This window comes from Virgibacillus necropolis (genome assembly GCF_044793635.1).
GTDB classification, from domain to species: domain Bacteria; phylum Bacillota; class Bacilli; order Bacillales; family Amphibacillaceae; genus Virgibacillus_F; species Virgibacillus_F necropolis_A.
Genome location: NZ_CP084992.1, coordinates 3,641,038 through 3,665,576, shown reverse-complemented (window position 1 = coordinate 3,665,576; position 24,539 = coordinate 3,641,038). Strand labels below are relative to the sequence as shown.

The 24,539-nt window shown below is 39.4% G+C and carries 18 protein-coding genes, 1 riboswitch and 3 other annotated features; of the genes, 4 read left to right on the top strand and 14 right to left on the bottom strand.

Features of this window, described 5'->3' with window-relative positions:
- The first annotated feature begins 253 nt into the window (after positions 1 to 253).
- The 3 genes from LG329_RS18165 to thrB are packed head-to-tail and all read left to right on the top strand — an operon-like array spanning position 254 to position 3,533.
- Positions 254 to 1,555, top strand: a complete 1,302-nt coding sequence (locus LG329_RS18165; RefSeq protein ID WP_404452256.1) for a homoserine dehydrogenase — start codon at positions 254 to 256, stop codon at positions 1,553 to 1,555.
- Positions 1,552 to 2,613: a threonine synthase gene (gene thrC, locus LG329_RS18160; RefSeq protein WP_404452255.1), complete on the top strand. Its 1,062-nt coding sequence runs from the start codon at positions 1,552 to 1,554 to the stop codon at positions 2,611 to 2,613. Before LG329_RS18165 ends, thrC begins: the two co-directional genes overlap by 4 nt.
- Positions 2,610 to 3,533: a homoserine kinase gene (gene thrB, locus LG329_RS18155; RefSeq protein ID WP_404452254.1), complete on the top strand. Its 924-nt coding sequence runs from the start codon at positions 2,610 to 2,612 to the stop codon at positions 3,531 to 3,533. Before thrC ends, thrB begins: the two co-directional genes overlap by 4 nt.
- Before the next feature lie 234 nt (positions 3,534 to 3,767).
- On the opposite strand, the gene LG329_RS18150 is transcribed toward thrB, so the two are convergent.
- The 6 genes from LG329_RS18150 to gltB form a co-directional block, all read right to left on the bottom strand.
- Entirely contained in the window at positions 3,768 to 4,940 is a 1,173-nt protein-coding gene (locus LG329_RS18150; protein WP_404452253.1) for an acetylornithine transaminase, read from the bottom strand.
- 1 nt (position 4,941) lies between these two features.
- On the bottom strand, positions 4,942 to 5,718 hold the full coding sequence (gene argB / locus LG329_RS18145) for an acetylglutamate kinase (protein ID WP_404452252.1): 777 nt from the start codon (positions 5,716 to 5,718) through the stop codon (positions 4,942 to 4,944).
- Positions 5,719 to 5,730: 12 nt separating this feature from the next.
- A complete protein-coding gene (gene argJ, locus LG329_RS18140) occupies positions 5,731 to 6,957 on the bottom strand; it encodes a bifunctional glutamate N-acetyltransferase/amino-acid acetyltransferase ArgJ (RefSeq protein ID WP_404452251.1) in 1,227 nt (408 codons plus the stop codon).
- 32 nt (positions 6,958 to 6,989) lie between these two features.
- Entirely contained in the window at positions 6,990 to 8,027 is a 1,038-nt protein-coding gene (gene argC / locus LG329_RS18135; RefSeq protein WP_404452250.1) for an N-acetyl-gamma-glutamyl-phosphate reductase, read from the bottom strand.
- Positions 8,028 to 8,443: 416 nt separating this feature from the next.
- On the bottom strand, positions 8,444 to 9,937 hold the full coding sequence (gene gltD, locus LG329_RS18130) for a glutamate synthase small subunit (RefSeq protein ID WP_404452249.1): 1,494 nt from the start codon (positions 9,935 to 9,937) through the stop codon (positions 8,444 to 8,446).
- Positions 9,938 to 10,118: 181 nt separating this feature from the next.
- Positions 10,119 to 14,678 carry a glutamate synthase large subunit gene (gltB, locus tag LG329_RS18125; protein ID WP_404452247.1) on the bottom strand — a complete coding sequence of 1,520 codons (4,560 nt, stop codon included), beginning with the start codon at positions 14,676 to 14,678 and terminating at the stop codon, positions 10,119 to 10,121.
- A gap of 121 nt (positions 14,679 to 14,799) precedes the next feature.
- On the opposite strand from gltB, the gene LG329_RS18120 reads away from it, so the two are divergent.
- Positions 14,800 to 15,702, top strand: coding sequence for a LysR family transcriptional regulator (locus tag LG329_RS18120; protein ID WP_404452246.1), 903 nt, complete (start codon positions 14,800 to 14,802; stop codon positions 15,700 to 15,702).
- 79 nt (positions 15,703 to 15,781) lie between these two features.
- On the opposite strand, the gene LG329_RS18115 is transcribed toward LG329_RS18120, so the two are convergent.
- The 8 genes from LG329_RS18115 to pheA form a co-directional block, all read right to left on the bottom strand.
- Complete coding sequence (locus LG329_RS18115) at positions 15,782 to 15,988, bottom strand: hypothetical protein (RefSeq protein WP_404452244.1); 207 nt, start codon at positions 15,986 to 15,988, stop codon at positions 15,782 to 15,784.
- Entirely contained in the window at positions 15,975 to 16,664 is a 690-nt protein-coding gene (locus LG329_RS18110) for an Rpn family recombination-promoting nuclease/putative transposase (RefSeq protein ID WP_404452243.1), read from the bottom strand. The genes LG329_RS18115 and LG329_RS18110 overlap by 14 nt, the downstream gene beginning before the upstream one ends.
- A 190-nt stretch (positions 16,665 to 16,854) precedes the next feature.
- The gene (locus LG329_RS18105; protein WP_404452241.1) at positions 16,855 to 18,231 is read right to left on the bottom strand and encodes an LLM class flavin-dependent oxidoreductase; all 1,377 of its coding nucleotides are present in this window, start codon (positions 18,229 to 18,231) and stop codon (positions 16,855 to 16,857) included.
- Between the two features lie 35 nt (positions 18,232 to 18,266).
- Positions 18,267 to 18,815: an NADPH-dependent FMN reductase gene (gene ssuE / locus LG329_RS18100; protein ID WP_404452240.1), complete on the bottom strand. Its 549-nt coding sequence runs from the start codon at positions 18,813 to 18,815 to the stop codon at positions 18,267 to 18,269.
- A gap of 134 nt (positions 18,816 to 18,949) precedes the next feature.
- Positions 18,950 to 19,057: riboswitch (SAM riboswitch) on the bottom strand.
- Between the two features lie 75 nt (positions 19,058 to 19,132).
- On the bottom strand, positions 19,133 to 20,236 hold the full coding sequence (locus LG329_RS18095; protein ID WP_404452239.1) for a prephenate dehydrogenase: 1,104 nt from the start codon (positions 20,234 to 20,236) through the stop codon (positions 19,133 to 19,135).
- 22 nt (positions 20,237 to 20,258) lie between these two features.
- Entirely contained in the window at positions 20,259 to 21,374 is a 1,116-nt protein-coding gene (hisC, locus tag LG329_RS18090; RefSeq protein ID WP_404452238.1) for a histidinol-phosphate transaminase, read from the bottom strand.
- Positions 21,375 to 21,403: 29 nt separating this feature from the next.
- Positions 21,404 to 22,513: a bifunctional 3-deoxy-7-phosphoheptulonate synthase/chorismate mutase gene (locus LG329_RS18085; RefSeq protein ID WP_404452237.1), complete on the bottom strand. Its 1,110-nt coding sequence runs from the start codon at positions 22,511 to 22,513 to the stop codon at positions 21,404 to 21,406.
- Between the two features lie 107 nt (positions 22,514 to 22,620).
- Positions 22,621 to 22,840, bottom strand: a binding site (T-box leader).
- Between the two features lie 45 nt (positions 22,841 to 22,885).
- Positions 22,886 to 23,102: a binding site (T-box leader), on the bottom strand.
- Between the two features lie 46 nt (positions 23,103 to 23,148).
- Positions 23,149 to 23,365 (bottom strand) — a binding site (T-box leader).
- A 45-nt stretch (positions 23,366 to 23,410) separates the two neighbouring features.
- Positions 23,411 to 24,301 carry a prephenate dehydratase gene (gene pheA / locus LG329_RS18080; RefSeq protein WP_404452236.1) on the bottom strand — a complete coding sequence of 297 codons (891 nt, stop codon included), beginning with the start codon at positions 24,299 to 24,301 and terminating at the stop codon, positions 23,411 to 23,413.
- Between the last annotated feature and the right edge of the window lie 238 nt (positions 24,302 to 24,539).

Sequence of the window (24,539 nt, the reverse complement as noted above, 5' to 3'; positions counted from 1 at the left end):
AAAATTTCAAACCGCCTATTTCATCCGATTTTTACCAAAGCTTTATTTTAATTTTCTAATGATTATAGCATGAATTTCATATGAAATGTCAGATAAATTATACAATTTTATAATTTTCTTTATACGAAAGCGCTTTCCTCTAAATTTTCCGAAAAATCATGTAAAAAACCTTGCTATAAAACGATGTGACGTTTACACTGTTGTATAATATAAAAACAAGTGTATCTATCAAAATACAATATGAGGTGAGAATATGAAAAACAATGTATCTATCGGTCTATTAGGTTTAGGAGTAGTTGGTTCTGGAGTGGTAAAGCTTATTGAAAATCGTCAGGAAGAGCTGGTGAATCAGCTGGGATTTGGGGTAAACGTAAAACGTGTGTTAGTTCGTGATCTAGAGAAAGAGCGCGATGTTCAACTGGCTCAAACAGCTCTTACCACTGACCCGAATGATGTATTACATGATCCAGATATCGATGTCATTGTCGAGGTGATGGGCGGTATAGAAGAAGCTCGCCAGCATATTTTAGAAGCGTTTGCTACCAAAAAACATGTTGTAACCGCTAATAAAGACTTGATTGCTTTACACGGTCCAGAACTTCAGGATGCAGCCAATAGAAATCAATGCGATTTATTTTATGAAGCAAGTGTTGCTGGTGGAACACCAATATTAAGAGGTTTATCTGACGGCCTTATATCGGATCGAATTCAACAAGTCATGGGGATTGTAAATGGTACAACAAATTACATATTAACGAAAATGGATGAAGATGGCGTAACGTATGAAAGTGCACTAAAGGATGCGCAAGACCTGGGATTTGCTGAAGCGGATCCTACTGCAGATGTTGAAGGTTTAGATGCTGCTAGAAAAATGGTTATCTTGGCACGACTCGCATTTTCAACAAATATTGAATTAGAGGATGTAGAAGTAACTGGAATTACAAATATAGCTTTAAATGATTTTGAATATGCAAAAAAACTTGATTACACCATGAAGTTGATTGGTTTTGCCAAATACCATGACCAACATGTCGAGGTAAGTGTACAACCTACATTCATATCTGTAAATCATCCTTTAGCGGCCGTTAAAAACGAATACAATGCCGTTTTTGTTGATGGGGAAGCTGTTGGATCTACCATGTTTTATGGGCCAGGAGCAGGTAGTATGGCAACTGCAACAGCTGTGATGTCCGATGTTATTGCTGTGATTAAAAACATGCAGTTGGGGGTAAACGGCAAAGGATTTGTTAAACCATGTGTCGATGGAAAATTAGCACCACCCGATCAACGTTTTGGTCAATATTATATACGCTTAAATGTAAAAGATGAAGTTGGTGCTTTCGCCACAATTTCAGAACTATTTAACCAGATGGATATAAGTTTTGAACGAATCCTGCAAATACCAAGTAGTAAATATGAACAAGCAGAAGTTATTCTTGTAACCCATAAAACGACACTTAAGAAATTTGAGGAATCCAAAGTAAAGCTTGAAAATCTAAGTGTAGTAGAAAGTGTGGAAAGCTCTTATCGAGTCGAAGGAGATGGTAATGAATGAATTGGCCGGGATTACTGAAGCATTATGAAGAATTTCTACCAACAACAGCAGAAACACCCGATCTAACGCTACAAGAAGGTAATACACCACTTATCCATTTTCCACATCTATCAAAGCAATTGGGTGTAGAGATACATGGAAAAGTTGAAGGTGCCAATCCAACTGGTTCTTTTAAAGATAGAGGAATGGTAATGGCTGTTGCCAAGGCAGCTGAGGAAGGAAGTACATCAGTCATTTGTGCATCGACCGGTAATACATCCGCTTCAGCTGCAGCATATGCAGCGAAGGCTGGGATGAGGGCAATTATTGTAATTCCAAAAGGAAAAGTAGCTTTAGGTAAGCTTGCCCAAGCAATGATGTATGGTGCTGAGATTGTAGAAATTGATGGGAACTTTGATGATGCATTAAAAATGGTGCAACGAGTAAGCGAAAAGGCAGCCGTTACCCTTGTCAATTCAGTAAATCCATATCGGTTAGAGGGACAAAAAACAGCGGCATTTGAAGTTTGTGAACAGCTTGGAGGAGCCCCAGATATTCTGGCAATCCCAGTAGGTAATGCAGGAAATATCAGTGCATATTGGAAAGGTTTTAAGGAATATCACGAAAGAAAGCAAACTGGACTTCCAAAGTTACTCGGCTTTGAAGCAGAGGGAGCCTCAGCAATTGTTCAAAACAAAGTCATATCAGAACCCGAAACGATTGCCACAGCTATTCGTATCGGTAACCCTGCAAGTTGGAATCTTGCCGTAAATGCAAGAGATGAATCAAACGGAATGATAAATGCTGTTTCGGACACGGAAATTATCGCTGCATTTAAACTTTTGGCACGAAAAGAAGGAGTTTTTGCAGAACCCGGTTCATGTGCTTCGATAGCAGGTATCATTCAGCAATGTGAAAACGGATTTATTAAACCTGGCAGTAAAATTGTTGCAGTCTTAACAGGAAACGGTTTAAAGGATCCACAAACGGCAATTGAAGAACTGAATGTAAATCCCATATCACTACCAAATGATGAAGAAGCTGTTACAGCCTATATAGAAGATGTGATGAAGGTATGAACAGGTTCCGTCTTTCCATTCCAGCCAGCTCCGCAAACATTGGACCGGGCTTTGATTCAACAGGTTTGGCATTAAATCGTTACTTAACATTACAAGTGGAAGAGCATGAAAAATGGGAGATTCAACACCACTCCCCTTTTCTGCCATCCTTCACAAACTATGAAGATCATTTTATTTATCAAATTGCTAAGCAGATCGCCAAACGGCATAACCAATCACTGCCAATGTGCAAAATCAAAATTGGAAGCGCGATCCCATTAGCACGCGGCCTCGGCAGTAGCGCTTCAGCAGTCATCGCTGGTATTGAATTAGCCAATCAGTTATGTAACCTTTCTCTATCTACCGAACAAAAGCTACAATACGGATCAGACTTCGAAGGGCATCCGGACAATGTGGCAGCCGTTTTATTTGGAGGTTTTGTTATTACCGGGACAACACTAGATAATGAGATTAACTATTTCCAAATACCAGCACTCGATTTAGATATTGTTGTTTATATTCCAAAAGTTGAATTAAAAACGGAAGAAGCAAGAAGCGTACTTCCGGCTAACTTTTCACGAAAAGACGCTACTATTGCTAGTGGGACAAGTAACCTTATGATAGCTTCACTTCTATCAGGCGACTATGAATTAGCTGGAAAGATGATGGAACGTGATCTATTTCATGAACCATATCGAGCAAAACTTATACCAAATTATGACGACATTAAACGGGATGCAAAACAACTTGGCGCCTATGGAACGGTTATTAGCGGAGCAGGCCCCACAATGATTTCCTTTGTACCTCAAGGAGAAGGAAATGATGTTGCCACACAAATGGGAAATCTATTACCTAATCATCAGGTGGAAGCATTAGAAATTGATAATAAAGGTCTTGAGGTTATGCAAAACCCAGAATCAATAAATACAGCTACGGAATAATCCGTAGCTGTATTTATTAGGTTGAACTAATTTCTATACTGGAAGTACGTGTTCAAAAAGGTGCCAAATTAGAAACAAGAAGTTCGAGGCGGCGAAGTCTTGAGGACCGGACTTGCACAGGATGTGCTGACTTCTACGTTGCCCACAGGACGTGGGCGGTTTTAGTAGAAGTTCCTCTGCGTTGCTGCTACATGAGGACCGGAAAGACACGCCAACGAAGAAATTCATAGTTTATCATTGAGTAACTTTTTGAACATCCTCGAGAACAACATTGTTAAGTGTTTCATAGATTAGATCCACAGCTGTATCGATTTCTTCCTCTGTAACCGTCAGTGGCGGCAGCAAACGAATGACTTGCTGACCAGCACTTAAAATAAGCAATCCTTCTTGCATGGAACGTGCTATGACTGGAGAAACATCAGCCGTGCATTCAATGCCAATCATAAGCCCTCTTCCACGAATATCTGAAACAAATGATAGTTCACTAAGCTTTTCTGTTAACCTTTCTTGCAGATATCTTCCTTTTTCTTCAACCTCTTGCAAAAAGTCAGCTTGAAACACATACTGCAAGACTGCCTTTGCAGCTGCCATGGAGACTGGGTTTCCACCAAACGTTGAGCCGTGCGTTCCTGGTCCAAAAACATTATAATACTTACCTTTTGCAATCATTGCTCCGACTGGAAGCCCATTCCCCAGCCCTTTGGCTACAGAAATAATATCTGGTGAAATACCGTAATGCTCATAAGCAAAGGACTTTCCTGTTCGGCCAATACCAGTCTGTATTTCATCAACAATCAGTAGGACATGATTGTTTTTACATACTTGTTCTAGCCCTGAAATAAACAATGCTTCTGCAGGGATGACTCCCCCTTCTCCTTGAATCATTTCAACCATGACTGCTGCAGTATTCTCGTCAATAGCCTGTTTAACTGCTTCTAAATCATTAAATGGCACATATTCAAATGTCCCAAGCATTGGTCCGTATCCTTGTTGAATCTTCGCCTGACCTGTTGCTGACATTGTGGCAAATGTTCGCCCGTGAAAGGATTGATTAAATGTAATTATCTTAGTCTTTCCAGTTGCTTTACGTGCAAATTTAATAGCAGCTTCATTCGCTTCCGCCCCACTATTACAAAAAAAGACATGATCACCAGAACTGTTTTGAACAAGCAGCTCAGCAACCTCTTCCTGGATTGGATTATGATAAAGGTTTGATGTATGCCAGTAGTTCTGTAACTGTGCTTCAATTGCTTTTTGTACTCCCGGATGTCGATGTCCCAAATTACAAACACCAATTCCCGAACCAAAATCCAGATATCTTTTCCCATTTGTATCCTCTATTGTTGTTCCATTTGCTTTTGCGACTGATAAATCAAACCGTTTGTATGTTGGTAATAACGCTGTCATATTATACAACTCCTACTGCTTTTTTAATGATTGTTCCGACTAATTTTGTGTCCTCGGAAAGTTTTGATTGTCTACCATCAACAATCATGACCTCTTCCAATTCATCAGTTAGACTAGCAACTGCAGCTCGAACTTTCGGGATCATTCCACCATAGATTGTTCCCTCAGCAATTAAGTTTTCAATCTCTATTTCTGTTATGGATTCGAGCAAATGGTCATCTTGCATAACACCAGGAACGTCTGTTACAAAAATCAATTGTTCCGCAGCTAATGCTTTAGCTACAGCTCCTGCTGCAGTATCTGCATTAATGTTGTACCTCGCACCATCTTCATCAAGTGCGATTGGTGCTATAATTGGAACAGTCCCGAGATTAATCAAATCCATTAGAAAAGAAACATTCACACCTTCAACTTCTCCAACATAGCCATATCGATTGAAATCTTTTGCTTTCGCCGTCAAAAGCCCAGCATCTGACCCAGAAAGACCAACAGATGGAATACCAGCGCGATTAAGTTTTCTAGTTAGTGCATTATTGACCTGCCCTGTAAGGACCATTTCAACGACATCCATCGTCGGTTTTGTTGTTTTGCGAAGCCCATCAACAAATTCGGATTCCATTTCCAGCATGGTAAGCATTTCCTTTATCGCTGGTCCTCCTCCATGTACAAGGACTGGCTGTAAACCAGCTTTTTTCAAGGATAAAATATTAGCAAAAAAACGATCTGACAATCCGTCGACCGTACTTCCGCCACATTTCAGTACAATTATACCGTGCATCATATTCCCCCCTTATGACCTGTAACTGGCATTAATACGAACGTAATCATATGTAAGGTCACATCCCCATGCCTTACCTGTTCCATCGCCTACTTTCAAATCAATTGCAATTTTTACCGTTTCATTTTTTAGTATTTCGGATACTTCATCCTCGGAAAAGGCTAAAGGTTGACTATCTTTTAATAGCTGAACCGGTCCGATTGCTATATCAATTGTATCCACGTTAATGACCGCGTTACTGTATCCGACAGCCGCAATAATCCGCCCCCAATTTGCATCAGCCCCAAACACTGCCGTTTTAACAAGCGACGAACCGACAACAGATTTTGCCACTTGATTCGCTTGACTTTCATTATACGCTCCATTAACTTCAACTTCGATTAATGTTGTCGCACCTTCCCCATCGCGAGCAATCAGTTTTGCTAGATCTTCGCATGTTTTACGTAATAGTTCTACAAATAAATGCCATTCATCGTGTTCAGGTGTGAGTGTCTCATTTCCCGCCTGTTCACTTGCCAAAGTAAGGACCATATCATTTGTTGATGTATCGCCGTCAATCGTTATGCAATTAAATGTTTTGTCCGTTACCTCTTTTAATGCTAACTGAAGCATATCCGATTCAATTACTGCATCTGTTGTAACAAACGAAAACATCGTTGCCATATTCGGATTAATCATGCCAGAACCTTTCGCTGATCCCGCCATCGACACCGTTTTACCATTAATCGTTGTTTGATAGCATGTTGATTTTGTATAAACGTCAGTCGTTAAAATAGACTCATTGAATTGAGCAGCGCTGGCTTCGGTGGCATCTGGTTTTAGTTGTTTAATGGATGGAATAATTTTGTCCATTGGCATATCCAAACCAATAATGCCTGTCGACGCCACTGCGACATAATTTTCTGGCAGCAGGAATTGCTCCGCAGTAACCCTTCTCATTTCATACGCATCTCTTTCACCTTGTTTTCCTGTACATGCATTCGCATTCCCACTGTTTACAATTACTGCCTGAAGCTTGCCTTCTTTAGCAATGCTGTCCTTCGTTACCTGTAATGGTGCTGCTTGAATAACATTCGTTGTATAAACAGCAGCAACATTTGCTGGGGTATCACACATAATTATTCCCAAATCATTTCGTTTTCTTTTCACACCTGTATGTAGTCCAGTAGCTTGAAAACCAGATGGTGTTACGAGTGTTCCTTTTTCTATTTTTGTGATTTTTTTATCAATAGTGAGCAAATTTAATTCCCCTTTCGAATGGTAAATTCATGTTATGGGTAGACCGGTACAAATTCTAATCCACTTTTTTCATCTATTCCGAGTATTTTATTCATATTTTGAACAGCCTGACCTGCTGCACCCTTCATAAGGTTATCAATAACCGAAACGACCGTAACTCGATTCGTCCGCTCGTCGTATGCAAGTGAGATATCGCAAAAATTTGTACCAAGCACTTCTTTTGTACTTGGGAATATTCCTTGTTCTTTTATTCTGACAAAGTAATTGTCCTGATAACTTTCCTGATACAACTCGAAAAGCTGATCTATATTCGTTTCCTTGGTAACGTCCGCATACATGGTCGACATAATGCCCCTTGTCATTGGAATTAAATGTGTGCTAAATGTAACTGGAGAAACCTCAGTATTCCAATTGGAAAGTACTTGTTCAATTTCAGGGGTATGCTGATGCTCATTGACTTTATAAATTTTAAGGTTATCGTTCGTTTCGGAAAAATGGGTCATCGCTGAAGCATTTCTTCCTGCCCCTGTTACACCTGTTTTTGCATCAATAATAATGGAGTGATTGTCAATCACCTTATTTTTTACGAGTGGTGCAAGACCGAGCAAAGTTGCTGTAGCAAAACAGCCGGGATTTGAAATCAATTTCGTATCTGATATATCTTCTTCTAACCACTCTGTCAAACCATACACCGCTCCACTCAGCCAATGCTCATCACCAGCATCTTTTTTGTACCACTCTTTATAGACTGTAGTATCTTTCAAACGATAATCACCTGATAAATCGATGACCTTCAAGCCTTTGTTCAACAATTCAGGAACAAGTTTTGATGAAATTCCTGAAGGTGTTGCGGTAAAGACAAGATCAACTTCGTTTGCAATTTTATTTACATCTATATCCTCGAGTGTATGACCTACTACTGTCTGAAGGTGCGGATAGCTTTCATGAATTGACTTCCCTTGTTGACTCGAGGAGTGAATAGAATGTATGGATACTTCCGGGTGATTTTTAAGAATTCGGATTAATTCAGCCCCACCATATCCAGTTGCTCCAATAATTGCTACTTTCATTATTTTTACTCCTCTCTAATTAACGGTATCCCACCATTATAAGTTGTATGAAAATAAAGTCAATTTTGATTTATAGATTTTTCTAAATTAATATAAAATAAAAAACCTGTAGAGAAAAACATCTATTCCCTCTACAAGCTGAAAATGACTCCTTGTCTAAACACTACACTTCTAAGAAAAGCGCAAGTGCCTTGGTCAGCCCCGACAAGTTTAAGACGAATCTCTTAGTGATGATTTTTATCACAAAGAGATTTGACTTAAAACCTCGAGGGGCTAGGCGCTTGCGCTAGACAGATTAACGCCAAAGTTTAATACTTTCTTTCCTTCTTAGAAAAACTTGGCATTCGCCTAATCCTTAATAGCGAATGCCGAAGTTTTACTTATACCGGCGTTTCCTCAAAACGTTTATGCTTTCCCTAGTGTAAATAAGACGGTAGCACTGTACTCCCCATTAAATAGTGATCAACTTTGTGGGCTACTTCACGGCCTTCATTAATCGCCCAAACGATTAAACTTTGTCCACGCCTCGCATCACCAGCTGCAAATACCTTATCTACGTTTGTAGTAAAATCACCGTATTTCGCATCAACTTTTCGGTTGCTGGTGTTTACATCGAACTGTTGCAGCAATTGTGACTCGGGTCCTTCAAACCCAATCGCGATAAAAACAAGTTGTGCTGGCCAAACTTTTTCAGTACCAGGAATTTCATTAAAGATAAACTTTCCATCTTCACCCCTGACTTTTTCCATTTCGACAGTATGAACTTCTTTTAAATCTCCATTATCATCTGAAATAAACCGCTTCGTTTGAATCGAGTAGGTACGTGGATCATCGCCGAATTTGGCTGTTGCTTCCTTGTGTGCATAGTCAACCGTAAACAAATTCGGATATTCGGGCCACATATTGCCTTCTGTTCTTGATAGTGGGAGCTTTGGATGCTTACCAAACTGTACAACACTATTGCAATTGTGACGAAGCGCTGTTGCGATACAATCGGCGCCCGTATCCCCGCCACCAATTACGATCACATCTTTACCTTTTGCATCAATGAATTCGTTCTCTTGCATATCGGAACCTAGTAAATTTTTAGTGGAAGCTGTTAGATAATCCATGGCAAAATGAACCCCATTTGCTTCCCTTCCTTCAATAACCAAATCCCGTTGTTTTTGAGAACCAGTACATAGGATTACTGCATCATGCTGCTCTTTTAATTCTTCGGCTGTAATATCTTTTCCTACTTCCATATTCACCAGAAAATTAATGCCTTCCTGCTCTAGCAATTTAATTCTTCGTTCCACAACATCTTTTTCCAGCTTCATATTAGGGATACCATACGTTAACAATCCACCAGCTCGATCTGCCCGCTCATAGACTGTTACGGTGTGCCCTGCCTGGTTCAATTGGTCAGCACTCGCTAATCCTGCTGGGCCGGATCCTATAACAGCAACTGACTTTGCCGTTCTTTTTTGCGGAACCCGCGGTGTCATCCAACCGTTTTCAAATCCTTTATCGATGATCGCACGTTCAATACTTTTAATTGCGACAGCAGGGTCAGAAATAGCGACTGTACAAGACCCTTCACAAGGAGCCGGACAAACTCTTCCGGTGAATTCTGGAAAATTGTTTGTTTTTAACAACCGCTTCAATGCTTCTTCCCATTGTCCCCTATATGCTAAGTCATTCCACTCAGGAATTAAGTTATAGATTGGACATCCAGTAGTGGCTCCATTTATTTCTTCACCTATTTGGCAAAAAGGAGTCCCACAGTCCATACACCGCGCCCCTTGCCTGCTTAATACTTCATCAGAGAAAGGAGCATCGTATTCTTTCCAATCCTTAATTCGCGTGTGAGGATTACGTTCTTCGGCCTCTTCGCGCTTATAATCCATAAATCCTGTTGTTTTTCCCATATTTACGCACTCCTTTCTTCCCTATAAGAGGTTGTTCAAAAAGTCCGGTAAAAATGACACTTCGAATTTCTTCGTTAGCTTGCTTTTCCGTTCCTCACGTATTAATACCATACGTTCCGGTACTTAAAGCTAAGCTGCCTCGAACTTCTCGGTCCTTTTTATCCTCCTTTTTGAACACACACTATAATGATACTACTTCAGGTTTTTCTGGTTCTGTATCGATGATTTTGTTTTGATCTTTCGATTGAAAAGCATTCATAACAGCTTCTTCGTCTGTAAAACCATCATTCTTGTAGCTTTGAATTTTTTCGAGCATTAATTTATAATCTTTTGGAATAACTTTTACGAATTTCCCCACACTCTCGTTCCAGTTATTTAGCACATAAGCTCCCTTTTGACTCCCGGTATAACGATAATGGTTTTTGACCATTTGTTTAACTTCCTCCACCTCATTACAATCTGCGAGAGGTTCAAACTCTATCATTTCTTTGTTACATAAATGTTTAAATGCGGATAGATCTTCCGCAAGAACGTAGGCGTTACCACCTGACATTCCGGCTGCGAAGTTTTTACCTACTTCACCTAAAATGACTACACGTCCTCCAGTCATATATTCGCATCCGTGGTCACCAATTCCTTCTACAACAACATTTGCACCACTATTCCGGACAGCAAATCGTTCACCAGCATAACCATTAATATATGCCTCTCCACTCGTTGCACCGTAAAAAGCAACGTTTCCGGCAATAACATTATTAGATTCATAAGGTTTTGCTTCAATAGGAGATGCGACGACCACTTTCCCACCCGATAATCCTTTTCCTACATAGTCATTCGCGTCACCACTTAGCCACATCGACATGCCCCTTGGTATAAAGGCACCAAAACTCTGTCCTGCAGACCCAGTGAATCTTAACGTTACTGAGTCCTCCGGCAACCCAACTTCCCCATAGCGCTTCGATATCTCGCTACCTACTATCGTTCCAACTACACGATCTGTATTTTTGATAGAATATGATAGATCGACTTGTTCCTTCCGTTCGATAGCAGGTTCTACTGCAGGTAAAATTTTCGATAAATCCAGTGACTCATCAAGATGATGATTCTGGTTTGTTTGGCAGGTTCTTGGTCCATCTGCCTGGTAGAGTAATGTAGTCAAATCCAAATACTTCGCTTTCCAGTGTGCTTTAGCCCGATCACTTACATCTAATACATCTGTCCGTCCAACCATTTCTTCAACGGTCTTAAAACCTAACTCTGCCATAATTTCCCTAACTTCCTCGGCAATATAGTACATAAAATTAACGACATGATCTGGATCACCCATGAATTTTTTTCTAAGTTCTGGGTTTTGAGTGGCAATGCCTACTGGACATGTATCCACATGACATACGCGCATCATGACACAACCAAGAACTACAAGTGGTGCTGTTGCAAAACCATACTCTTCTGCGCCGAGTAATGCGGCCAGTACGACATCCTTTCCGGTCATCAGCTTTCCATCTGTCTCCAAAACAACGCGATCTCGAAGGCCATTTAACATCAAGGATTGGTGTGTTTCAGCTAGCCCAAGCTCCCAAGGAAGTCCTGTATGCTTAATACTTGTTTTTGGTGAAGCACCAGTACCACCATCATATCCACTAACTGAAATAACATCTGCTTTACCTTTTGCAACACCAGAGGCAATCGTTCCAATCCCTGCTTTTGCAACAAGTTTTACACTGATGCGAGCATCACGATTAGCGTTTTTCAAATCGTGAATCAGTTGTGCCATATCTTCAATAGAATAAATGTCATGGTGCGGAGGAGGCGATATCAGGCCAACACCAGGAGTAGATCCACGTACGTTAGCTACCCATGGATAGACTTTTTTTCCTGGCAGTTGTCCACCCTCCCCTGGTTTCGCTCCTTGGGCCATTTTAATTTGTAGTTCGTCAGCATTAACTAAATAATGACTTTTTACACCAAAGCGTCCAGATGCGATTTGTTTAATAGCACTTCTAGGCGAGTCGCCATTTTCATTTGCGACAAAACGCTTCGGATCTTCTCCACCTTCACCACTGTTACTTTTTCCACCAATTCTGTTCATCGCAATAGCTAAAGATTCATGGGCTTCTTGACTTAACGAACCAAATGACATCGCCCCTGTTTTAAACCGTTTCACAATCGTGTCGGCAGGTTCAACTTCTTCTATTGGTATAGAATTCGTTTTCTTAAACGTAAATAGATTACGCAGAAAATTAATTCTTTCTTCATTTGCCGCTTCTGAATATTGCTTGAAAAGATTATAATCTCCTCTTCGACAAGCCCATTGCAGGGTATGAATAGTTTTCGGATTAAACGCATGGTGTTCACCAGTTTTTCTCCATTGAAAGTCAGTTCCTGATTCCAGGGTACTATCAACATGATCTGCATAAGCACGTTTATGCCGATTCACTGCTTCTTCCGCAATCGTATCTAATTCAATTCCACCGAGCTGGGAAGCAGTTCCTGTAAAATAACGATCGATGACAGTTTTGCTGATTCCAACTGCCTCAAATATTTGTGCACCGCGATAACTTTGAATCGTTGAAATTCCCATCTTGGACATCACTTTTACAACGCCTTCGGTAATTCCCCGAATATATTTACTAACTGCATCTTTATAGCTGTACGTTAAATTATTTTCATTGATTGTTTGACTCAATGTCGCGTATGCAAGATACGGAGTTATCGCGTTTGCGCCATAACCGATCAGGGCTGCAAAATGATGAACCTCTCTTGCCTCACCAGTTTCAGCAATGATACTCACTTTCGTACGGGTACCTTGGCGAACCAGGTGCTGATGCAATGCACTTACTGCGAGGAGTGATGGAATTGCAACGGACTGTTCATCCATATTCCGATCCGACAAAACAAGAATACTAATACCTTCTGCAATTGCCTTGTCAGCATTTTTACAAATCTGATCAAGTGCACCTTCTAGATTTTCGTAAAACAACGCGTCTAACGTCATACTGGAAAACCCCGGATAACTATCAGCTTTTAATAATCGAAGCTGTCGATTAGACAGGATGGGTGTGTCTACTTGAAGTCTATGGCAATTCTTTTCACTCGGATGTAAGATATCCCCTTCAGGTCCTAACAAGCTTGTAGTGGAGGTAACTAGTTGCTCACGATACGCATCAATCGGTGGGTTCGTTACCTGAGCAAATAATTGCTTGAAATAGGAAAATAAGGATTGTGGATGGTCGGATAATACCGCTAGCGGTACATCATTACCCATGGCACCAATTGGATCTTTTTCTTCAGCAACTAAAGGAACCAAGTATTTCTGAATATCTTCATACGTATATCCAAACGCTTTTTGTCTCGTCACTAAATTTTCAAACGGCATTTCATCAAGTGCCTCCACTTTATTCTTCAGTTTAACGAGTTGCCCATCCAACCATTTGCGATAAGGCTCCGCTTCAGCCATTTCTGTTTTAATCTCATCATCAGAAATGATCCGCCCTTCCTCTAAATCTAGCAAAAGCATTTTTCCAGGACTCAATCTGTCTTTATACAAAATATTGTCTTCTTCCACGTCGATGACTCCTACCTCTGAAGAAAAGATAAGATAGTCATCTTTAGTCACATAATATCTCGCTGGACGCAAACCGTTTCTGTCCAGGATTGCCCCGATTTGCTTTCCATCCGTAAATGAAATAGTCGTTGGACCATCCCATGGCTCCATTAATGAACTATGATACTCGTAGAAAGCTTTCTTTTCTTTCGACATATGCGGATTGTTGACCCATGGCTCTGGGATCAACATCATGGCAGCGTGTGCGGGTTTTCTGCCGGCCAAAACAAAAAATTCCAGTGCGTTATCTAATATAGATGAGTCGCTCCCATCCGCATCCAGGATTGGAAGTACCTTTTCCAAGTCATCACCGAAAGCATCCGAAACAAACTGCTCCTCCCGCGCTCTCATCCAGTTGACATTACCTCTTAACGTATTGATTTCTCCATTATGCATTAAATAACGATTTGGATGAGCCCGTTCCCAACTTGGAAATGTATTTGTGCTAAAACGATTATGCACCATCGAAAAAGCAGAAACAAAATCCGTATCTTGTAAATCAATATAGAAAGCATCCATTTGTTCCGGTGCTAGTAACCCTTTATATACAATCGTTTGACTTGAAAGGCTGGTAAAATAAAAACGCTCCCCGCGTTCCGCAGCTACTTTTTCCGCTTGTTTACGAATCATGTATAACTTTCGTTCAAATCCTACATCTTCTTTAATAGTAGGATCTGCCCCAATAAATACTTGACGAATTATTGGACAGCTTTCTTTTGCTTTATTTCCGATTTTTCTGATATTTGTGGGTACAGTTCTCCACCCAAGAACGGTTTGCCCCTCTTTTTTTATAAATGAATTAATGTGAGATTCCGCTTCCTCCCGATTTTCATCATCATTTGAGAAAAAAACCATCCCAACACCGTAACGCTCTTTTTCAGGCAAGTTCATTTCCGGACAAACTTTCCTGAAAAAACGATCAGGAATTTGAACCATTAATCCTGATCCATCACCTGTCAACGGATCACTTCCTTGCCCTCCGCGATGGTCAAGCTGACAAAGCATTCTTAGTCCTTTTTTCACAATATCATGAGTAGGAACTCCATTCATGTGTGCATACAACCCAATTCCACATGCATCATGTTCAAATTCAGGGCGATAAAGACCTTGAGCTTTTGGTATTTGGTTATAACTCATCATTAATACCTCCATTCCGTATGTGGTGCCTTATATCAATTATAGGTTTTCAAATTAATCTAAACAATATATAATTTAGATTAAAACAATCTACTTTTGATATGAATGGTGGGAATAAGTTATGGAACTACGTCAATTACGTTATTTTATGGAAGTTGCAGAGCGTGAACACGTATCAGAGGCAGCGGTAAACTTGCATGTTGCGCAATCGGCAGTCAGCAGGCAAATCGCCAACTTAGAGGGAGAACTTGGCGTCTCTTTATTTGAACGTGAAGGCAGAAATATTAAGTTAACACAAATAGGAAAGACTTTTTATACGCACACAAAGATCGCAATGAAGGCAATTGATAACGCTAAAAAACAAATCGATGAATATTTAGATCCTGAACGTGGAACAATTAAGATCGGTTTTCCGACGAGTTTATCTAGTCATCTATTACCAAGTGTCATTTCTGCCTTCAAAGACGAATATCCGAATGTTGCGTTTCATTTAAGGCAAGGTTCTTATAGATTTTTAATCGATTCTGTAAAAAAAGACGAGATAGACGTGGCCTTTCTTGGTCCTGTCCCTAAAGATGACCCTGATATCGAAAGCCATATATTATTCACTGAAAGTATTTTAGCTTTATTACCATTGAGTCATCCTTTAGCAGATAGGGACAGCCTGTACCTTACTGACTTGAAAAATGATGAATTTGTTAGCTTTCCCAAAGGGTTTGTATTAGAAAAAGTAATTGTAGATGCATGCAGACAAGCAGGATTCGCGCCAAAGATTTCATCAGAGGGAGAAGATTTAGACGCTATCAAAGGTCTTGTCTCTGCTGGAATTGGCGTAACACTCTTACCTGAAAGTACATTTCACGAGTCCACACCAAGACTGACCGTTAAAATTCCAATTAATATTCCCGAAGTTAGAAGAACGGTGGGAGTGATTAAACAGAAGGAGAAAAGTCTAGCACCATCCGAAAAAATATTTTATGCGTTCGTGAAAGAGTTTTTCTCAAGGTTACAGGGTTTTAAGTAAATTGAATTAAAGCACGCGCCATAGCATAGATAGATTGTTTCCTGTGTATGCTATGGCGCTATAGTTGTTGACTCAATAGTTAAAGCTTCTCTTTTATGCTTTCAACTTCTTCTTTATCAAGTTGGGTGACTTTTACAATAAATTCTACAGAAGACCCTTCTTTTAACATTTCAAGAGCAATCTCTCTTTTTTCTTCCGTCCTCCCCTTTTCTATTCCTTTTTCTTCCCAAGAGTTCGGTAGCTTTAAGATATCTTTGGCATCATCCAATTGTTTAATTTCCTCCATTAATTCCTTCCTCCTCCCATTTATTCAATCGCAAATAAGATTCAAAAAAGCCATTTATTAAACTTGTTTTGGCTGGATTCATTTCCATTTTTACTAGCATTTGTAAAAACTCTTTTTTAACCTGAACCCTTTCTTTTTCGGTATATCCCATTTTACTTAATAAAGCTGCTGCAACTGGATTATTCGATTGAATATAGTCACGCCAATTCATTTTTTTCAATTCTAGCATTAAGAAATTAAAAGTTAACACGTGAAAGAATGGGAATTTTATCATAAATTCATTTTGTTCGTATCTATGTTCATTATAACTAAAAATCGCAATAGGTAAAATTGGCTTCCTATACTTATTATAAAGCAGACTGAAATATTGATACATTCGTTCGTTGAAATTTTCTTGACTATAGCTTTGGGGTTCCACATGAATAATAATAAGTGTATCTTGACCTTTTAGCTTCGTTTCAATGACAATATCTGCTTTTCGACTTTCCCCTTCAATCATATCGGTGAACATTTCATTTGATAATGGCTTGATAGAGCTGAAATCTATGTGAAGATGGACTTCCGGAAAAAATAATTCGAGAAAATCGGAAAAAAATGTGTGAATTAATTCTTTAAATAATTGATCGTGGTGGGTATATTTGATGCGGTCTTCACGTACTAACAATGCTGGTGACATGTTAACACATCCTTCCGGATAATATGAGGATAAAACCGGGGTGTTTTTCTAAATATATAATATCAGATAAATCAAACAAGAACAAATGTTTCGTTTCAAACTATTTTTCAAAATTAAAAAAGTAATAATAATGAACACATCAAAAATACAAAGACCCTTAAAGGGCCTTTGCACTAAGTAAATCCAAAACTTATTTCACAAGCAAACCATTCGTCTGTTTACCGGGGTGATACACCGGCAACTGATCTCCTTGACCAAACAAATTATCCCGAAGCGTGCTTCCTTCATATTCCTTTCGAACCAATCCTCTTTCTTGTAGAATTGGAACGACATATTCTATGAAGTCCCTAAACGTCCCAGGAGTAATGGCATAAGCAATATTGAAGCCATCAACTCCTGCTTCATTTACCCACTCTTCCATCGTATCCGCAATTTGTTCTGGGGATCCAACTGCATAGGCACTCATACCGCCAATTCCTACAAAGTTCTTAATTTCTTCAACTGTCCATTGTTTATCCGGGTCTATTTTTGTGAAACCTTCTAGCGCTGACCGTATCGAGTCATTCTCGATATAACTTATAACTTGGTCTGCGTCATAATCAGATAAGTCAATACCGGTCCAACCTCCAAATAAAGCTAGCGCTCCTTCGTCGCTTATATGTTTCTTATAATCTTCAAATTTAGCGTTGGCATCTTCTTCGGTTTTGCCAACAATCGGGGTAAACATAGTAAGAATTTTCACTTCATCCTGCGATCTTCCCGTTTTTTCGATATCAGCTCGCAGTCTTCTAACTGTCTCCTTGGCGACGTTTATCGTCGGTGACCCAATGAACACACATTCCGCATTTTTCGCTGCAAAAGCACGTCCTTTGGTTGAAGCACCCGCTTGATAAATAACAGGTGTCCGTTGGGGCGAAGGTTCGCTCAGATGAGCGCCTGGTACTTTAAAATATTTTCCTTCATGTTGGATATCATGAACTTTGGTTGGGTCGGTATAAATACCATTTTCTTTATCTAACTTAATAGCATCGCCTTCCCAACTTTCTTCCCAAAGCTTATAGCAAACATCCAAATACTCGGCTGCTAAATCATACCGCTCATCATGTTTCAATTGATCATCAAGTCCTATATTTACCGATGCGCTTTTGAGATAGGATGTAACAATGTTCCACCCCACACGACCTTTTGTTAAATGATCGAGCGTTGTCATCCGACGGGCAAATGGATACGGGTGCTCATGTGTAACAGAAGCCGTAACGCCAAACCCAAGATGTTTTGTTACGGCGGACATTAAAGGAACAACCAATAACGGATCATTTACCGGAGACTGCGCCCCTTGCCTTACAGCCGCATCCCTTGATCCCTTATAGACATCATAGGTACCTAACACATCCGCTATAAATACAGCATCAAATCGGCCTTTTTCTAAAAGCTTGGCAAGCTCTATCCAATACTCGCTATCTTTATAACGGTGTGATTCATCTTCCGGGTGTGTCCATAACCCAGGAGACTGATGACCAGCACAATTCATATCAAATGCATTCAGATAAATTCTTTCTTTTGTCATCTATTTCTTCCTCCTTCATTTTATTTTTCAGGTTTTCAGACTGTCGAAACTAATGCCCCTTGATTGTTTACTAATTCGATAAAGTAATACAGTTGCTTATTCGTACGTTCTAAAATACTCTCATCAATAATTGGATTTTCTTTTTGCTTATCAATTTGACTATCCAGTAGATAGAGTCCTTTTAAGTTGTGCCCCTTCAATGTTGCCAACACCGGTTTCAATGTATATTCAAGTGCAAGTAGATGAGACATGCTTCCACCCGTCATTATCGGCAGAACAGGGGTATGCTGGAGTACATCCTGTGGTAAAACATCAAGCAATGCTTTCAACACCCCTGAATAGGCACCTTTATATACCGGTGACCCAACAATGACACCCTTTGCGCCTTGAATTAATGTCGCAATATCCTTGAAAACTGGACTATCATATTTCCCGAGAAATAAATCCTCATGTGGTACATCTTTAATAGAAATATGGGTCACAGAAAAATTTTCCTGTTTGAGCAATGTTCCTAAATACTTCAACACTTGATCAGACCTGGAATATTCAGAAGGACTTCCCGACAAAATAACTATTTCACTCAAATTAATCAACCTTTCTTAAATAAAATATTTATATGAAAAATAACCCTTCAGCTATGTATCTGCGCACTTTTTCATTACAAAAGCCCCCTTTTCTTTTAATGAGAAAAGAGGGCTTATTACCATCGCTACTTCCGCTCTTATCTCCCAAGAATCACTCCCGCTGGAATTAGCACCTTTCTGACAAATGTCAGAGGTTGCTGAAGCTTCACAGGGCCAGATCCCTCAGCTTCTCTTGATAAGAATATTTAATTTAATATATAGTGTATTCCAATTAATCCGATAAATCAAGTAGGAATTACAAATTTCTGTTAACTCTTTTAAGCTGCTTCATATGTTTTATAATCATTTGTTTTCAGCAAAGTTTGAGCTCGGCTGCGGTCTTCATCTTTTTGGAAACTAATTCGCAGCACCCCCAATAAGCCTTCTCTGGATTCAATAATATGCAGATTGGTTATACTAATTGCTTGTTCCGCTAATATAGAAGTTATACTTGATATTGCTCCAGGTGAATCCTTCACATCCACATACAGATCATAGTAAGCTGGAATAGCTCCTTTGGAACGGACAGGTAAAGAATCACGGTATGCTTTGGCTTCTTCAAAGAAATGGGCAATTGTTTGTTCATTGTCGTCCAATAAAACACCTTTTATGTTATTCATTTCCGCAATCCAATCATCGAACAAGTCTAATAAGTTGCTGCGATTTTGTTTTACGATATCTTTCCACATACTGGGGCTACTGGACGCAATCCGAGTTATATCCCGAAATCCCCCTGCCGCTAACAAACTGACGAGGGAATTTTTATCGGCATACTTTTTCGTTTGGTTGACTAAACCGGCCGCTATAATATGTGGAAAGTGACTGATCACACCTGTTACGTTATCATGTTCTTCTGGATCGAGTACTAGAAAATGCGGATTTGCTCCATTTAGCCATTGTTTCAATTCGTCTACTTTTTCCAAAGAGGTATCGGCGCGTGGAGTTAGTACGTAAAAAGCATTTTCAAATAAATGAGCTTTCGCACTTTCCACTCCCGCTTTATGTGAACCTGCCATCGGGTGTCCACCAATGAACGATACCTCTTTTTCCCACAAATTATTAGCTAAGTCCATAATCCCACCTTTTGTACTTCCGGTGTCTGTAATAATAACGTTTTCCTTTAATGTCATGTTTACCAACTGTTTCATTAATTTTTCCGTCTCGAGTACCGGTGCTGACAGAATGATTAAATCTGCTGATTCTGCCCCCTGACGAATTGAATCTACTTTTTCGTCTATTATTTGGAGTGCATTGGCTTTTTCTATTTCACTTTGCTTAATGTCATAACCATAAATCTTCGCATTTGGATGTTGATTTTTAATTGTGAGGGCTAAAGAACCTCCAATTAATCCTAGTCCAACAATAAATACATTTCCATCCATGAAAAATCCTCCCGTTGCCGCATTAATTATGTTGGTGACTTATTTTCACACGCCCACTTACATCTTCTATAAAGTCCTTTAATGCAATTCTTACTCGTTCATTTTGTTCTTCCAAACCGATCGTAATGCGAACGGATGTTGGAAAACCTAATAATTTTCCAGAACGAACGATTAGTCCTTTTGATAATAAGAATTGAGATACTTCGTCACCATCACGTTGTAAATCGATTAAGATAAAATTGCCCTGTGAAGGGTAATAATGGAGGTTATTTTCCTGACAAAACGTATAATATCTTTCCCTTTCTATAGCATTCCTTACCCGGCATTTTTCCACAAAGTCCTGATCTGAAATCGCAACAGATGCTGTTATTTGTCCAAGTACATTCGTATTGAATGGAGGACGTGCTGGTTCTAACTGTTGAATATTCGATACGGACGAAATCCCATAACCCACACGAAAACTAGCAAGACCATACATTTTTGAAAAAGTTCTCATGATAATTAAATTAGGAAATTCATTTATAAAGTCAAGAGAATGATAGGAATTCGTTACATATTCATAATAAGCCTCGTCAAGAACTACCAACACATCTTTTGGAACTCGCTCTAAAAAGTATCGAAGTTCATTTACAGCGATATAACTCCCTGTTGGATTGTTAGGACTGCAAACCCATACAACTGCAGTATTTTCATCAATCACAGAAATCATTTCATTCAAATCATGACTACCATTTACTAATTCCACTTCACGGATTTTAGCGCCTTCAATAACAGCATTATGCTTATATTGTGGAAAAGTCGGCGTAGCCATTACAGTATTTTTCCCTGGTTCAAGTAAGGCTCTTGATATAATTTGCACAAGTTCATCCGTGCCATTTGTAAAAATTAATTGATTGTTGTCTACACCTAATAATGATGCAGTTGCTTCTCGTAATTTTATAGCACCTCCGTCCGGGTAAAGCATGAATGACGAATGGAATTCCTTTAAAGCCTGATCTACTGCTGATGGATAGCCAAATGGGTTTTCATTTGAAGCTAGTTTGACGATTGAATCTAGTTGATACTGTTTCTTCACTTCATCAATCGATTTTCCTGGCTGATAAGCTTGTAAATCAAGAATTTGCTTTTTCCACTTCATTACATTTCCTCCTTATCTGCATTATGGCCCTACTTGCCTGACAGCGTTTTTTCACGGCTTGGTGTTGCTAGCTTTTCTTTAAAATCTTTTAATTCACCCATATACTCATTGAATTGCGGAATATTCATTTGCTGAGCTGAATCGGATAACGCAACAGCAGGATCTGGATGAACTTCTGCCATGATTGCATCCGCCCCTATCGCTAATGCTGCTTTTGAAGTTGGAAGAAGCAAATCTTTTCTTCCTGTAGAATGTGTTACATCAACAACAACCGGTAAATGTGTTTCTTTCTTCAAAATTGGTACAGCTGAAATATCTAATGTGTTTCTTGTCGCTTTTTCGTATGTGCGAATACCCCGCTCACATAAAATGATTTGGTCGTTTCCTTGTGAAATGATATATTCTGCCGCATTAATGAATTCTTCAATGGTTGCGGAAAGACCGCGTTTCAGTAAAACTGGCTTCTTCACTCTACCGACCGCTTTAAGCAATTCGAAGTTTTGCATGTTACGGGCACCCACTTGAATAACATCAACGTAGTCTAATGCTTTCTCTACATCGTGTGGAGTGAGAATTTCACTGATAACCGACATCCCTACTTCATCCGCAACTTCTCTTAAAATTTGTAGACCTTCTATCCCCAAGCCCTGGAAGTCGTATGGAGAAGTTCTAGGCTTGAATGCTCCACCTCGCATTAAAGTCAGTCCTTGCTCTTTCATTGCTAAAGCAACCTCTTTCACCTGATCATAACCTTCAACTGCGCATGGCCCCATAATGAATCGTTGCTCTCCATCACCAATTTTTGCACCATTTACATCAACAATCGTATTTTCAGGACGTGCTTTTCGCGAAACTAATAATGCCTTGCGATGATTATCTTCTTGAAGCTCCAGGCTCGCTTTAAAGATCTCTTTAAAAATATGTTGAATGGTTGAAGCCTCAAACGGTCCGGCATGATTCTCCATAATTAAATCAAGCGCCTGACGTTCACGAACCGGATCAAATCGGTTTACCCCTTGTTTACCCTTGTGCGTTCCAATTTCCTGAACTACCTCCGCTCGTTCGTTTAGTAATGTCAAAATTTCCAGGTTAATCTCATCAATCTTGTTACGTAATTGTGTTAATTCGTTTATAGTCATAGGTTTATTCCTCCTGATTTTAGTTTTTTATAGTTACAATTGCCTATCCTTAAAAAGATTCGGCATCACCTCCTATAAGTAATAAAAAAACGTCCTGTCATTTAGACGACAGGGACGATTTTCAACGCGGTACCACCCTTATTGTGAACGAAACTGTTCACCTCTTGAAATTGGTAACGATCAGATGACCGTCTTCCCCCTCACTTTACGAAGGAAAAGAAACTCCAGGATAGAAAATTCATGCTTATCTTTGACTGATTTACACCAACCATCAGCTCTCTGCTACAGGGAGATAAGACACTACTCGGTTCCTCTCATTGCATTTACTTTATTTAATTTTTTGGGTACAAAAAAATCCCTACTGAAATAATCAGTAGGGACGATTGAAATCGCGGTACCACCCTAGTTATGAACAACATGTTCACCACTTCATTTTGTTAACGATCAAATGACCGTCCTTTTCTTCAATTTATGAAGAAAAAGAAGCTCCAGGTGGTAATTCATGCTTATCTTTGTACTGATTCTCAGCGACCATCAGCTCTCTTAAACAGGAAGATAAAACACTACTATTGCCCTTCATTGCATTTACTTTATTCAATTTTTTTTGGTACTAAAAAAGTCCCTACTGAATTAACAGTAGGGACGATTATAATCGCGGTACCACCCTAGTTGTGAACAACATGTTCACCACTTCATTTTGTTAACGATCAAATGACCGTCCTTTTCTTCAATTTATGAAGAAAAAGAAGCTCCAGGTGGTAATTCATGCTTATCTTTGTACTGATTCTCAGCGGCCATCAGCTCTCTTAAACAGGAAGATAAAACACTACTATTGCCTTTCATTGCCGATTTCTAAATTATTGTTATTTTTGTAATTCCACTTATTATGATTGACTTTTAATCAGTTGTCAACACTTTTTTCAATTTATTTTTTGCACCATAACACGGATAAGTTCCAATGATGTTTACCTTACATCCAAGTGCCTCTAATTCGGCCTTGACGCCGGGGATTAAAATTTCGTCCATCTTCATGTCGGCATCAATAATAAAAAAATAATTCCCTAAGCCCGTTTTGGTTGGACGTGATTCAACTTTTGATAAATTAATTTGTCGCCACACAAATGCAGATAACACTTGGTGAAGCGCCCCTGGTAAGTTGGACGGTAACGTAATTGTCATTGTCGTTTTATCTTTGAGAACAGCTGTGTGATCCAGTGCCAGCTGTGCATGTTTGCAACTCAAAACAACAAATCGTGTATGATTATTTTCATAATCGTGAACATCCCAGTTGATAATCTTCAGACCATATAACGCTGCGGCTGATTCATTACCGATTGCCCCTAAACATTCCTCTGGATGGTCCTTAATCCATTTTGCAGCTGAAGCGGTTGAATTTTCAAAAACACGTTCTGCATCCGGAAGTGTATCTTTTAAAAAATGATGACACTGCGAAATCGCTTGTGGATGTGAATGCACTTTTTTGATGTTCTGCCATTCGTCAATTTGCTGCGGATGCACCATTAGATGCTGCTTAATTGGAACTACTACCTCGGCTACAATTGGTAGTGCGCGCTCATGAAATATATAGTCGACTGTTAGGTTTACAGAGCCTTCAATTGCATTTTCAATTGGAACAACACAATAATCGATTTCACCTTCAAGTACACCCTCCATACAGTCAGGAATTGTTTTGCACGGATATAGATCATCCTTTGGAAAAGCGGTTTTCGTCGCTACTTCAGTAAATGTGCCTACAGGGCCTAAGTATCCTATTTTAGTTTTTTCCAATTTGGCTTCCCTCCAAAGAATATATCTTACCATCTTATGCAATTTCAGATTATTTATCAATAGTTATTCAGAAAAAGGGCACTTTTTTAATAACTTTTTTCATGGAAGCGCTTGCGTAGAAATCCCTCTACTTACAGGGACAATTTTATTTTATTCAAGCCATTTGTATACCCAGGTATACTTATTAAATGTCAACTTTCATGCTAAGGTTTAAAAAACGCGAAAGGAAAGTTAACGC